This window comes from Aestuariivirga sp. (assembly GCF_965227715.1).
GTDB lineage: Bacteria > Pseudomonadota > Alphaproteobacteria > Rhizobiales > Aestuariivirgaceae > Aestuariivirga.
Window position 1 is genome coordinate 718,926 of the sequence record NZ_OZ245771.1, and the last position, 13,119, is coordinate 732,044.

At 62.0% G+C, this 13,119-nt stretch carries 13 protein-coding genes; 8 read left to right on the top strand and 5 right to left on the bottom strand.

Features of this window, described 5'->3' with window-relative positions:
• Positions 1–22: 22 nt before the first annotated feature.
• Genes ACO06F_RS03515 through ACO06F_RS03535 form a run of 5 tightly spaced genes read left to right on the top strand, consistent with a single transcriptional unit; the run spans position 23 to position 5,544 of the window.
• A complete protein-coding gene (locus ACO06F_RS03515; protein WP_421695313.1) occupies positions 23–1,375 on the top strand; it encodes an NAD(P)H-dependent oxidoreductase in 1,353 nt (450 codons plus the stop codon).
• Positions 1,375–2,391 carry a thiamine pyrophosphate-dependent dehydrogenase E1 component subunit alpha gene (locus ACO06F_RS03520; RefSeq protein ID WP_421695314.1) on the top strand — a complete coding sequence of 339 codons (1,017 nt, stop codon included), beginning with the start codon at positions 1,375–1,377 and terminating at the stop codon, positions 2,389–2,391. Before ACO06F_RS03515 ends, ACO06F_RS03520 begins: the two co-directional genes overlap by 1 nt.
• Positions 2,391–3,383: an alpha-ketoacid dehydrogenase subunit beta gene (locus ACO06F_RS03525; RefSeq protein ID WP_421695315.1), complete on the top strand. Its 993-nt coding sequence runs from the start codon at positions 2,391–2,393 to the stop codon at positions 3,381–3,383. The genes ACO06F_RS03520 and ACO06F_RS03525 overlap by 1 nt, the downstream gene beginning before the upstream one ends.
• 1 nt (position 3,384) lies before the next feature.
• Entirely contained in the window at positions 3,385–4,563 is a 1,179-nt protein-coding gene (locus ACO06F_RS03530) for a dihydrolipoamide acetyltransferase family protein (RefSeq protein ID WP_421695316.1), read from the top strand.
• A gap of 33 nt (positions 4,564–4,596) precedes the next feature.
• Complete coding sequence (locus ACO06F_RS03535; protein WP_421695317.1) at positions 4,597–5,544, top strand: carbohydrate kinase family protein; 948 nt, start codon at positions 4,597–4,599, stop codon at positions 5,542–5,544.
• Positions 5,545–5,701: 157 nt separating this feature from the next.
• Here the strand turns inward: ACO06F_RS03535 and ACO06F_RS03540 are convergent, their stop codons facing one another.
• From ACO06F_RS03540 to ACO06F_RS03550, 3 genes are all read right to left on the bottom strand, one after another.
• A complete protein-coding gene (locus tag ACO06F_RS03540) occupies positions 5,702–6,529 on the bottom strand; it encodes a carbohydrate ABC transporter permease (RefSeq protein ID WP_421695318.1) in 828 nt (275 codons plus the stop codon).
• The gene (locus tag ACO06F_RS03545) at positions 6,529–7,440 is read right to left on the bottom strand and encodes a carbohydrate ABC transporter permease (protein ID WP_421695319.1); all 912 of its coding nucleotides are present in this window, start codon (positions 7,438–7,440) and stop codon (positions 6,529–6,531) included. Before ACO06F_RS03545 ends, ACO06F_RS03540 begins: the two co-directional genes overlap by 1 nt.
• Positions 7,441–7,521: 81 nt before the next feature.
• Positions 7,522–9,096 (bottom strand): ABC transporter substrate-binding protein, encoded by a 1,575-nt coding sequence (locus tag ACO06F_RS03550; RefSeq protein WP_421695320.1) that lies wholly within the window; start codon positions 9,094–9,096, stop codon positions 7,522–7,524.
• A gap of 495 nt (positions 9,097–9,591) precedes the next feature.
• Between ACO06F_RS03550 and ACO06F_RS03555 the strand changes: the two genes are divergently transcribed.
• On the top strand, positions 9,592–10,581 hold the full coding sequence (locus ACO06F_RS03555; RefSeq protein ID WP_421695321.1) for a sugar-binding transcriptional regulator: 990 nt from the start codon (positions 9,592–9,594) through the stop codon (positions 10,579–10,581).
• 9 nt (positions 10,582–10,590) lie between these two features.
• Here the strand turns inward: ACO06F_RS03555 and ACO06F_RS03560 are convergent, their stop codons facing one another.
• Positions 10,591–11,154 carry an HdeD family acid-resistance protein gene (locus tag ACO06F_RS03560; protein WP_421695322.1) on the bottom strand — a complete coding sequence of 188 codons (564 nt, stop codon included), beginning with the start codon at positions 11,152–11,154 and terminating at the stop codon, positions 10,591–10,593.
• A gap of 136 nt (positions 11,155–11,290) precedes the next feature.
• Here ACO06F_RS03560 and ACO06F_RS03565 point away from each other — a divergent pair, with 136 nt between their 5' ends.
• Entirely contained in the window at positions 11,291–12,235 is a 945-nt protein-coding gene (locus tag ACO06F_RS03565; protein ID WP_421695323.1) for a phosphate acetyltransferase, read from the top strand.
• A gap of 2 nt (positions 12,236–12,237) precedes the next feature.
• On the opposite strand, the gene ACO06F_RS03570 is transcribed toward ACO06F_RS03565, so the two are convergent.
• Complete coding sequence (locus ACO06F_RS03570; protein ID WP_421695324.1) at positions 12,238–12,609, bottom strand: hypothetical protein; 372 nt, start codon at positions 12,607–12,609, stop codon at positions 12,238–12,240.
• A gap of 273 nt (positions 12,610–12,882) precedes the next feature.
• Here ACO06F_RS03570 and ACO06F_RS03575 point away from each other — a divergent pair, with 273 nt between their 5' ends.
• Positions 12,883–13,095, top strand: coding sequence for a hypothetical protein (locus tag ACO06F_RS03575; protein WP_421695325.1), 213 nt, complete (start codon positions 12,883–12,885; stop codon positions 13,093–13,095).
• Positions 13,096–13,119 lie beyond the last annotated feature (24 nt).

Below are 13,119 nucleotides of genomic sequence, written 5' to 3' on the forward strand. Positions count from 1 at the left end.
ATCCAGCAGTGAGGAGGCCGTTATGACGGCACATGATCTTTCGCGCGGGCGCCGCGCCATTGGCCCGGCAACGGGGCTGGCTGCCGATCTCGCCCGGCGGCTGGAAGAAACCGGCCGGCCCATTCGCGTGGGCCTCATCGGCTCGGGCGAGATGGGAACCGACATCGTTACGCAGTGCCAGCAGATGACGGGAATCACCGTGGCTGCCATTGCCGAAATCAATCTGGCTTCCGCAAAGAAGGCGCTCTCGATCGCGGGCCGCGCCGAAGACAGCCATGCGGTGGCCGAGAGCGCGGCAGGCTTTGCCGCGGTGATCGAATCCGGCAAGGCGGCCCTCACCCAGGATGCGCAGCTGGTCTGCACCTCGCCCCATATCGATGTGGTGATCGATGCCACGGGAAAGCCCGCGGTGGGCGCCGAGATTGGCCTCACCGCCATGGAGCATGGCAAGCATCTGGTGATGATGAATGTCGAGGCTGACGTCACCATCGGCGCCTATCTGGCGCGCGAGGCGAAGCGGCTGGGCGTCGTTTACACGCTGGGTGCGGGCGATGAGCCCTCTTCCGCCATGGAGCTCATCAATTTCGTGACCGGCCTTGGCTACCCCATCGTGGCGGCCGGCAAGGGCAAGAACAACCCGCTCAACATCGATGCGACGCCTGACCTCTATATGGAGGAGGCCAAGCGCCGGAACATGAACCCGCGCATGCTGGTGGAATTCGTCGATGGCTCCAAGACCATGGTGGAGATGGCGGCGATTGCAAATGCCACCGGCCTGGTGCCGGACAAGCCCGGCATGCATGGGCCTGCCGCCACGCTCGACCAGCTCGAGAAGGTGCTGTGCCCGACGGCCGATGGCGGCGTTCTCTCCCGCAAGGGCGTGGTTGATTATTCGATTGGCAAGGGCGTTGCCCCCGGCGTGTTCGTGATCGCCGAAATGTCCCACCCCCGCGTGCGCGAGCGCATGCACGATCTGAAGCTGGGGCCCGGCCCCTATTACACTTTCTACCGGCCCTATCATCTGACGAGCCTGGAGGTGCCGCTCTCCTGTGCGCGCGCCGTGCTCTACCACACAGCAGATATGCAGCCGCTGGACGTGCCTTCGGCCGAGGTCTGTGCCGTGGCCAAGAAGGATCTGAAGCCAGGGGACGCGCTCGACGCCATTGGCGAATATGCCTATCGCGCCTGGATCATGACGGTGGCAGACGCGTTGAATGACAAGGCTGTGCCTTGCGGCCTGCTCGAAGGCGGCAAGGTGACGAAGCCCATCCGCAAGGGCGAGCTTCTCACCTATCACAACTGCGCGGTGGATCCATCTGCCCGCATCGTGAGTTTGCGCAAGCGGCAGGATGACATGCTGAAAGGACTGCTCTGATGAATGCCGCAGGCGACATCAAGCCCAATGCCCGGCCCTTCTACCAGCGCTACAATGCGGAGGCGCTGAAGCAGGCGCTCCGCCGCATGTACCTGATCCGGCGCTTCGAGGAAGGTGCCGAAGAGGCCTATATGCGCGGGCTCATCCACGGCACCATGCATCTGTCGATTGGCCAGGAAGCCTCCGCCGTGGGTTCTACCATGGCCTTGCGCAACACGGACTACATCACCTCCACGCACCGTGGGCATGGTCACTGCATCGGCAAGGGCGCTGAGCCCAAGCTGATGTTCGCGGAGTTCTTCGGCAAAGAAGAAGGCTATTGCCGCGGCCGTGGCGGCTCCATGCATATTGCCGATGTGGCGACGGGAAATCTCGGCGCCAACGGCATTGTGGGGGGTGGCATTCCCATTGCGGTGGGTGCGGCACTCGCCATCAAGAAGCAGAAGCGCGATGACGTCGCCATGTGCTTCTTCGGCGATGGTGCGACCAATGAAGGCGCCTTTCACGAGGCTCTCAACATGGCCTCGATCTGGAAGCTGCCCGTGGTCTTCGTGTGCGAGAACAACAAATACGGCATGTCGGTTTCGACCGAGCGGTCCATGGCGGTTGCCAATGTGGCGGACCGTGCCGCTGCCTATGCCATGCCTAGCGTGATTGTTGACGGCAATGCGATTGCCGATGTGGAAGAGGCCATCGCCGAGGCCATTGCGCGCGCCCGGCGTGGCGAAGGCCCCACCCTTGTCGAGTGCAAGACCTATCGCACGCGCGGCCATTCCCGCTCTGACCGCAATCGCTATCGCACCAAGGAAGAGATCGAGGAATGGAAGGGCCGTGACCCGATCCAGAGCTTCGAGACCGATCTTGTGGCGCATGGCATCGCCACGGCTGAGGACGTGACGGCCATTCGCGAGTCGGCCGAAGCGGAGATCGCCGCCGGCATCGAATTCGCCCGCACCGGCACAGACCCTGATCCATCCGAGGTTACCCGTGATGTCTATTCTCCCGAGGCCGCATAATGGCCGTGCGTGAGCTTACCTATGCGCAGGCCATCCAGGAGGCACTTGCCCAGGCGATGGATGCGGACCCGACCGTCTTCCTGATGGGAGAAGACATTGGCGTTTATGGCGGCGCCTTCCAGGTAACGGGCGATCTGGTGCATCGATTTGGTGAAGACCGGGTAATGGACGCTCCGATCTCCGAACTGGGCCAGGCGGGGGTGGCCGTGGGTGCGGCATTGGCGGGCTGCAAGCCGGTGCTCGAGTTCCAGTTCTCGGATTTCGCGACACTCGCCATGGAGCAGATCGTCAACCAAGCCGCAAAGCTGCGCTTCATGCTGGGCGGCAAGGTGAATGTGCCGCTCGTCATGCGCTTTCCGGCCGGATCCGGCACCGGGGCCGCGGCCCAGCATTCGCAATCGCTCGATGCCTGGCTCGCGCATGTGCCGGGCCTCAAGGTGATCCAGCCTTCAACGCCGGCTGACGTGAAGGGCATGCTGCTCGCTGCCATTGACGATCCGGACCCCGTGATGGTCTTCGAGCACAAGCTTCTGTACAAGATGAAGGGCGAGGTTCCTGAGGAGCCCTATCGCATTCCCATCGGCAAGGCGCATGTGGCGCGCGAGGGGCGGGATGTGACGGTCGTCGGCACCTCCATCATGGTGCACAAGTCCCTCGAGGCGGCGCAGATTCTCGCCACCGAAGGAATTGAGGTCGAGGTGATCGACCTTCGCACACTGCGCCCGATCGATACGGACACGATCATCCGCAGCGTGAAGAAGACCTCCCGCCTCGCCTGCGTCTATGAAGGTGTGAAGACGCTGGGCATCGGCGCTGAAATCAGCGCGCGCATCGCCGAGAGCGAGGCGTTCGATTATCTCGATGCGCCGATCCTCAGGCTCGGTGGTGCGGAATCGCCCATTCCCTATAATCCGGAACTCGAGAAGGCCGCAGTGCCGCAAGTGCCGGGGATTGTGGACGCGCTGCGCAAGCTGGTTCAGGGGCGGATCTGACATGGCAGTCGAAGTCATTCTGCCACGCGTCGACATGGATATGGCGGCGGGAAAGATCAGCAAGTGGCACGCAAAGGAAGGTGACAAGGTTTCGAAGGGCGCTGCCCTGTTCGAGATCGAAACCGACAAGGCCGCGATGGAGATCGACGCTCCCGCTGACGGCATCCTGCGCAACGTGCTTGTGGCCGAAGGCGGAACCGCACCCGTGGGCACGGCCGTCGCCTTTATCTATGCCGAGGGGGAAGCCGCACCCGCCGCACCCGTTCCGGCCACACCACCCATTCAGGAAATGGCATCTGACGGCCCGCCGCGCGCCACGCCACTGGCCCGGCGGCTGGCGCGGCAGGCTGGTCTGGCGCTTGACGGGGTCAAGGGCTCCGGCCCCCGCGGCCGCATCGTTGCCGCGGATGTTCGCGGCGCGTCTGACGCGAGGCCTGTCACCTCCGCCGCACCACCTCCGGCGCCCTCTGCTGCCGCCAGCATTGAGTCCATTCCGCTCGACGGGATGCGCCGGACGATTGCGGCACGGCTGACCGAGTCCAAGCAGACGGTGCCGCATTTCTATCTCTCCGTCACCTGCACCATCGACCAGCTGTTGAGCGCGCGCCAGCGCCTCAACGCTGCAGCGCCAAAGGGCAAGGACGGTGGGCCTGCCGCGAAGCTCTCGATCAATGACTTCATCATCAAGGCCATGGGGCTGGCCCTGCAGAAGGTTCCCGCCGCCAATGTCACCTGGGGTGGGGATTCGATCCTGCACTACAAGACCAGCGATGTGGGTGTGGCCGTTGCGGTCGATGGCGGATTGTTCACGCCGGTGATCCGCAGCGTGGAGACAAAAACGCTGACGGCGATTTCCACCGAGATGAAAGATCTTGCTGCAAGGGCACGGGCGCGGAAGCTTGTGCCATCTGACTATCAGGGCGGCACGGCGGCCATTTCGAATCTTGGCATGTATGGGATCGAGCAGTTCACCGCCATCATCAACCCGCCGCAGGCGACGATCCTGGCCGTGGGGGCTGCAGTCGAGCGCTTCATTCCCGTCAGTGGCCAGCCGGTGCTGGCCACGCAGATGACGTGCACGCTGTCCTGCGATCATCGCGCTGTTGATGGTGCTGTGGGAGCAGAGTTGCTCCAGGCCTTCAGGCGCCTTATTGAAGATCCGATGCTGATGCTGGCCTGAAGACCGGCACGGTGAACTCAAGGGAGGCGATCCGTGCCGCGCTATGACTATGTCTCGATGGGCTTCTACACATTCGATTGCCTGGGCTGGCCTTTCACGCAAATTCCGCCCGGCGGCGGCACGGTCTTCATTGACGAGTTGACACTTGCCGTCTCGGGTGCGGGCGGCACGGCCGCAATCGCAGCCGCGAAGATGGGCCTCAACACGCTTGCTGTCGCAGGCGTGGGCGAGGATCTGATGGGTGACTGGGTACTCTCCCGCCTTGCGGAGTTCGGCGTTGACACATGGGGCGTGCAGCACAAGCCCGGTTGGAAAACATCCTCCTCCATCGTGACGACGCGTCCCGATGGCTCCCGCCCGGCGCTTCACATGAAGGGGGCGACGTCCAATTTCTTCGTGACGGACGAGATGATCCCGCGCGTCACCGACACGCGCGTGTTCCATGCCGGCGGCGTGGGGTTGATGGATGCGATGGACCAAGGCCAGACCGCCATGGTGATGAAGGCCGCCAAGGCCAATGGCGCCACCACCACGGTCGATGTCTTCGCCGGAAGCCCCAAGGACCTTCCGGCCATCGCCCAGGTTCTTCCCTATACGGATTATTTCATGCCCTCGATCGAAGAGGCACAGGCGCTGTGCGGCCTCACGGATTATGGCGACACGGCAAGATTCTTCCTCGACATGGGTGTGAAGGCCTGCGTGCTGACGCTGGGCGGCGATGGCGCCTATTTCCATGGTGCCGATGGCACCACCTTCCGCATCCCTGCCTATGATATTGCAGTCAAATGCACCTGCGGCTGCGGCGATGCCTTCGATGCCGGATTCGCGGTGGCGCTGGTCCATGGTTTCGACATGGAAACAGCGGTGCGGTTCGCTCAGGCGACATCGGCGCTCAATGCCACGGGGCTAGGATCTCAGGCGGGCGTGAAGGACTTCGAGCACACGCTGGCGTTTATGAAAGAAACGCGTACCAAATCATAACACCTGCAGTTTCGGTCCGTCACCCCAGCGTCCGTCACCCCAGCGAAGGCTGGGGTCCCGCTTTGTGTCGGCATGCGCGGCAGGCAAAGCGGGATGCCAGCCTTCGCTGGCATGACGGAGCGAGCCGGAAGCTGCTCTCGGTTGACCGCCCGGCGCCCTACCCCTTCACCGCGCCCATCGTCAGCCCGCGCGAGAGGTGGTTCTGGATGAGGATCACCAGCAGCAAAGCGGGGAAGAAGGCGAGGAAGGCCACCATCGCAATGGCGTTGTAGATGATACCGTCCGAACCGCCGGAGAAATTGACGAGTGCCACGGACAGGGGATAGGCATTCTTCGTCGCGATGATGAGCGTGAAGAGATATTCGTTCATCGCGAAGATTGCGGCGATCACGGCGGCGGTGATGATGCCCGGCAGGCACATGGGGATGATGATGGACCAGAGGATGCGTAAGTCCGATGCACCATCAGTGCGCGCGGCATCTTCGATCTCATGTGGAATGTCGATCATGTAGGAGCGGATGATCCACACGACGATGGACAGATTCATCGCGGCATAAACCAGCATCAGCGCCCAGACCGTATCGAGAAGACCTAGCGCGCGGAACAGAAAGAAGATGGGAATGGCGACGGCTGCTGGCGCCATCATCTTGGTGGAGAGAATATAAAAACCGATATCCTCCCGCCCCCGATATTGATAGCGCGCCAGTGAATAGGCGGCAGGGATACCAAGCACCAGGCAGATCGCCACGCTGCCGGACACGGCGATCACTGAGTTCATGAAATAATGCATGATCGGCCATTCGGCCCAGATCTTGGCCCAGGTCTCGATCGAGATCGTGGGGAAGTAAATGGGCGATGGCGCGATGATCTCGTTGCGGGGCCTCAGCGCAATCGTCGCAAAGAAGATGATCGGCAGCAGGCAGAACAGGCCCCACACGCTCAGCAGAATGGTGCGGCCCAGAGAGAAACGGGATCCTTCGTTCATCAATCCCTCCCCGACTTGAAGAAGCGGCGCACGAAGGACTGCGCCAGGATGATGGTGAGGATCAGCACCACGACGGAGGCCGCGGAGGCATAGCCGAATTCGAAGCTCTTGAAGCCGGTGCGATAGATGAAATAGCTCACCGTCTCGGTATCGCCGCCGGGCGAGCCTTGGGTGATGATGTGGGGCGAGGCGAACATGGTGAGAATATCAATGCCGCGCAGTACCAGTGCGATGGCGATCACCGGGCGCATCAGCGGCAGTGAGATGGCGAAGAAGATCTGGCCCCAGCGTGCGCCGTCCAGCCGGGCCGCCTCCTCGATTTCCTTGTCCTGCCCCTGGAGTGCGGCCACGAAGATGATGAACAGGAAGGGCACCCATTGCCACACGTCCGTCACCACCAGCACGCCGCGCGCCAGCCAGGTGAAGCCCATGAAGTCAATGTTGTGATCAACAAGGCCAATGCGCATGAGAAGGTCGCTGATCACCCGGCCGTCGTTGAACAGCAATTTCCAGAGATAGGCGACGGCCGAGGGCATGAACAGCATCGGCAGCAGGAACAGGATGCGCCAGCCCCGCACGAAGGGATCGCGGTAGACCAGAGCGGCCAGCGACATGGCAACCACGAACTCGACGGCAAGCGTGATGCCGCCAATGATCAGCGTGTTGGTGAGGCTGTGCCAGAAGGCCTCATCCCGGAACAGTTCCTGATATTGCTGGAAGCCGACGAAGTTCAGCTGAAAGCGCCCGGCATAGAAGCTGCGCCAGAGCGCAAAGATGCCGGGGTAGAGCGTAATCGCAAGCAGATAGATGACGGCCGGTGCCACCAGAAGATAGGGGAACGCCTTCCGCCGGAACGGGCTGCGGCGGCGTGCCGTGCGAAGGGTGGAGGTTGAAAGCGCAGCGTCAGTCATAAGCCCTGCTTCAGGAAAATGCCCCCTCCCCCGCCCTGAGAAAGAATGGGCGGGAGAGGAGGCCGGAGGAACGTCAGTCGATCAGAACGGAAGCGGCTTGCCCCTGCCGACCCACATGCCGGGAGCGGTTGCCACGAAGTTCATCGGGTCCTTGCCTTGGTAGAAGCCGTTCTTGGTCATGATGTCCTTGACCTTGACGGCGGCCTGGTCGAGGGCGTCCTTGGGCTGCAATTCACCGACCACGACCTTGTTGATCAGGAAGCCGATTTCCTGGTCGATCTGGAAGCCGTTGGGCAGGCGCGGTGCGCACCAGGCATAGTTCAGCTCTTCACCCCACACCTTGGCGGGCTGGGAGACTTCCTGCAGCTTGGCATTGGCGAGGACCGACTTGTAGCCCGGTGCGACGCCATTGGCGTTCGCCTCATTCATCGCCATGATCGAGGCGGTGGTGAGATAGGCCAGCATCAGGAAGGCGGCTTCCGGTTCAGGCGAGGTTGCCGTCACGCAGGAGGTGGAGCCCGCGATGTTCGGGGGCGCGAAGTTGCCACCCTTCACACGCGGTTCGAAGATCGTCAGCACGTCATCGCCGATCTTGGACTGGTCAGGCCGCGTAGCCTGCGTGCCCGAATCCTGCCAGGAGATGTTGCAGGCGATCTGGCCGCCAAGCCAGGCCGCGCGGTTCGTCGGCCAGTCGGCCGCCGCCACACCTTCAATCGCGTGCTTGGACAAGGCTACGATGGTCTCGAGGCCCTTGACGCCGGCATCGCCGTTGAAGATCGGCTCCCAGTTCTCATTGAAGAGTTCGAGGCCATACTGGGCGGCGATGTGCTGCCAGGTGTAGGTGGCCCAGAAGCCGCGGCCGCACATCATGCCGATGCCGTTCACGCCCTTCTCTGCCTTGTTCAGTTCCGGCGCGATGCGGATCATGTCGTCATAGGTTTCGATCGACTTCACGCGGTCTGCATCAATGCCGATCTTCTTGAAGATCGACGGACGGATGTGAACCATCTGGATGTCGCAATCGAAGGGAATGCCGAGGATGCCCTTGTCTGCCCAGTGGCCATAGTTCAGCTGATAGGTTTCGTAGAAATCATCGAAGGGCACACCCCACTTCGCGACGTATTCGTCCAGCGGCTTGAGGAAGCCTTGCGCCGCGAAATCGCCGAGCCAGGGGGAGAAGAACTGGATCGCGTCAAAGCTCGCATTGCCGGAGAGGAACTCCGCCACCACCTTGTCATACATCGAGTCATCAGGGATCGCGACGAGCTCGATCTTGATGCCGGAGAGCTGGGCGAAGGGTTCGATCTGATCTTGGGCGGATTCGCGGTCAGCGGCACCGATGGCGAAGCGGACCGTCTTGCCGGCGTGTTCCTTGCGGACGGCTTCCCAATCGACGTTGCGGATCCAATCCTTCTTCGGATCCCACAGCTCGTCATTGTCACCCAGCTTGTACTGCTCGCGGTATTCCTTCTTGACCATATTGCCGACATTGATCTTGGCCAGCACGTCGGCCGGGTTCGGCAAGTTCTGCGCATAGGCGCGGCGGATGTTGACCAGCGGCACGCCGCCCGTTCCCACAGCCAAGGCCGCGCTCGCGGCGGCGGTGGACTTCAAAAGCGTGCGGCGCGTAATCAGGCCCGTCTTGTTAATCGGCATCGAAGAGTCCTCCATTGGTGGCCTGTATTGTTCAATCCCAGCCTCGCCGCAGGCCAGCGGCTGGCGGGACATCCAAATGATGGCAAGCCATCACAGCATGACGAAAGGAAATTGCAACTGCCTTCATCTCACACGCTCCCGCTTGTCCTCAAGACAGGAGGCAGAGCCGGTGAGCATTGTTCCGCAGTCCGCAGCCAGGATGGCGGCAGCCGTGGGCGCCGGGGCATGGGTTCGAGAGAATGGTGTCTCCACGTCAGTCCTCCCTTCTGCACGGCGCCCGTTCTGGTGCGGGGTGTTCACGTGTGATGTGTTAATTCATGTACTAAATAACATCGGTGAATTCAAATGTTTCGTAATGCGGCACTGCAACAAGGTTTCGCAATGCAATAACAGCGAGAATCGGCGCGCTATTTTCTGAAACAAAAGGGCTGGCTTGCACGACTTAGTATCCTACGCCACAATGCGTCCAACCGATCAACCCCGCGGTGCCCTTTGTTGGAAAAGACCCATCTGCGCAGAAAGCGCACGCTGTCGCCGGAACGAGGCGCTGGCCGCATTGCGCGCAACCGCATGCGGATTGCCTGGATGTATTACGTCGAGGGGCTGACGCAGAACGAAATTGCCGACCGCCTCGGCATTGGCCGCGTGACCGTCGTTCGCAACATCAACGAAGCCATCCGCCAGCGCGAAGTGAAAATCTGGATCGAGGGCGAGGTTTCAGAATGCTTCGAGCTCGAGGCGGAACTGAAGGACGCCTTTGGCTTCCGGGAGGCCGTTGTCGTGCCCGAGCCGGTGAAACCGGAAAACGTGACGAAGTCGATCGGCGTTGCTGCCGGCATGTATGTGTCGGACGCGCTGCAGGATGACATGTCGGTGGGCGTCGGCTGGGGTGCGACGCTTTATGAGTCGCTCGCCACCCTGGCCCCGCGCGAGCTTGAAAATGTGCAGGTCATCTCGCTTCTGGGCGGCATCGTGCAGGCACGGAAGTTCAACCCGGCGGAATTCGCGTGGCAGTTCGCGCGCATCATGGGGGCGGATTGCTATCTGTTCCAGGCGCCCGCCGTGGTCGATTCGCCCGCCACCCGTGAGGCGCTGATCGAGCGCTGCGGCCTGCGTGACATTTTCCGCCGGGCCGAGCGGCTGGACCTGGCGCTGCTCAGCGTCGGCACCATGGCGCCTTCCTCCACGGCCTTCCGCTTCAACCTGATCAGCGATGAAGAACGGGCTGAACTGCTCCGGAAAGGCGCGGTGGGCGACCTGCTGTTCAACTTCTATGATCGCAATGGCAATCCCGTAGACCACCCCGTGAACCGCCGGATCATGTCCCTGCCCATCGAGCAGCTGCGCAATGTGCCGGCCCGCGTCATCGCATCCGGCGGCAACGACAAGGTCGAGTGCCTGCTCGGCGCCATCAAGCTCGTGAACTGCAATGTGCTGATCACCAATGAGGCAACGGCGCGCGAGCTGATCCTGCGAAGGTCCTGAAGGACCGGGCTAGGCGCCGCGCGCCACCAGGAACTGCTTGGCTGCACCTCTGAGCTTCCAACCGAAGGCAATGAGCACGAGGCCCACCAGCACTGCCGTTCCGGCAATGATCCAGATGATGCTGATCGCCGCATTGGCCGGATAAAACACGATGAGCAGGCCAAGTGCGGCGCCGATCAGGCCCGTGAGCCCCAGGAGAACCGGCTGCTCGATGTCATTGCGGAGCGCAATAGCACCGACCAGCTGCAGGATACCGGCAGCGATGTTCCAGAAGCCGATGAGGAGCACGACATAGGTTGTGGCGAAGGCCGGAAACAGAAGGCAGACGAGCCCCGCCACAATGCCCGCGATTGCGACCAGCAGGCTGGTCATTGAGCTTCCCTCGTCCCGGCCCCGGATGATTCCCCACAGGCCCAGGAGCCCGTCAATCAGCGCATAGATGCCGAAGAGCGTGACCACGATGGCGAGCGTGATTCCCGGATAGACGAATGCGAGGATACCGAAGGCCAGGCTGGCGAGGCCCCTCAGAAGGATCGTCCGCCACATTGCCGTAAAAAATGTACGCATAGCCATGATGCTCTCCCCCTCAATGGCGCCCTGTTAAATCAACTTATCACAACCGTGGTCAGCTGCCACCGGCTTTGCCGCAGATCAAAGCCATGGGCGGCTGGCTTCGCTTATGAGAACATGGACCGAACAGAGGATCGCAATGGCAAACGACACCCCACGCGCCCACGCCAAATATGAACGCCTGATCGCGCGGGCCAAGGCCCTGCCGCCGGCGGTGACGATCGTCGTCCACCCCTGTGACGAGACTTCACTCCGGGGAGCCGTCGAGGCCGCTGAGCTCGGCATCATCATTCCCGTTCTGGTGGGACCGGCCGCAAAGATCGCCGCAACAGCTGAACGCGCTGGAGTGAATATCAGCGCATACCGCGTGGTTGACGTGCCGCACAGCCATGCCGCCGCCGCCGGGGGAGTGGCCCTGATCCGCTCCGGTGAAGGCGTGATGATGATGAAGGGCAGCCTTCATACCGATGAGCTGATGCATGAAGTCACGGCGGCCGACACCGGCCTCCGCACGGCCCGGCGCATCAGCCACGTGTTCGTGATGGATGTTCCGTCCTATGCCGAAACACTGTTCATCACCGATGCTGCGATCAATATCTTTCCGGATCTGGATGCAAAGGCGGATATCGTGCAGAACGCCATCGACCTCCACCACAGGATCGGCCTCGGAACGCCGCGGGTGGCGATCCTTTCCGCAGTGGAGACAGTGACGAAGAAGCTCCCCTCCACCATCGAAGCTGCTGCACTGTGCAAGATGGCGGAGCGCGGGCAGATCACCGGGGGGCTGGTCGATGGGCCCTTGGCGTTCGACAACGCAATCGACCCTCAAGCCGCGCTGATCAAGAACATCCGCTCCGAGGTGGCTGGCCGCGCGCAGATCCTTGTGGTGCCGGACCTAGAAGCCGGAAACATGCTGGCCAAGAACCTGACCTATCTTGCAGGTGCCGATGCTGCCGGAATCGTTGTCGGCGCGCGTGTGCCAATCGTTCTCACCTCGCGCGCCGATTCGGTTCGTGCCCGCATGGCGTCCTGCGCCATCGGCGTGTTGTGTGCTCAGTCTGCACCGGTCATTGCAGCGGAATAGCTTCAGCCGCGGTCGATGATGCGGTCCGGCAGCTTATCGACGCCTTCCGCCTTGGGGTCCGGGTGTTCGCCCTCGGCCCCTTCATGCAGAAGCCTGGTGGCCACGTCATGCTTGTCTCGATTTGAGGTGGGCCGGGGGGCCGTCTCTTCGTCCGCAGTCAGCTCCTTCGGGCTCTCTTCGCCGTCCCGGGCCGATTCTGCGAATTGGGCCAAGGCTTCAGGCCGCTCACCTTCCAGCGCGCTGACGGCGGTTTCGAGCGCTTCCTTTTCTTCCCGCTTGGCCTCGGCGATCTTCATCGCCGGAGGAGCCTTTGGACTGGACTCTGCCGCGCCGCCGGTACGCTGGTGCCGGGTTTGGTCATCAGTGTTGTTCATCTGGTCCTCCTTGGGGCTACGACAGGTAACCCCGCAAAGACGCCGAGGTTCCCCGTTCAGGCTCGATGGCTTTTTGCTTGACTCTTTGTGCGGTTGCGTTCATCCGGGGAGATGTGGTGCAAGCCTTCCAAGACCTTGCATTCATTCTCAATCAGGAACCCGAAACCCAATGCCAAGCGACAGTCATAGTCGATCGACCATGCCGTTATCGGCAGGCGCGGGTGCCTGACTTCAGTTCACCCTCCGCCACCGGTAACGGCTGGTCGGAACGAGGTGAACACCATGATCTCCAAACTGTTTCACGTCTCCCGCAATGCATCCGCAGGATCAGGCCAATCTGACTCGGACGCCGGCGGCATCGTTTTTCTCATGATGGCGGTGGTCTTTCTCCCCATCATCCTCGCCCACGCGGCCGTGATGTGGCCGAGTGGGCTTGGTGCGCAACAGCTGGCAGCTGCTGTGAATGTCCTGCTCAAAACCTTTTGAGCAGGGCCTCAAGCGCCTGGTCTT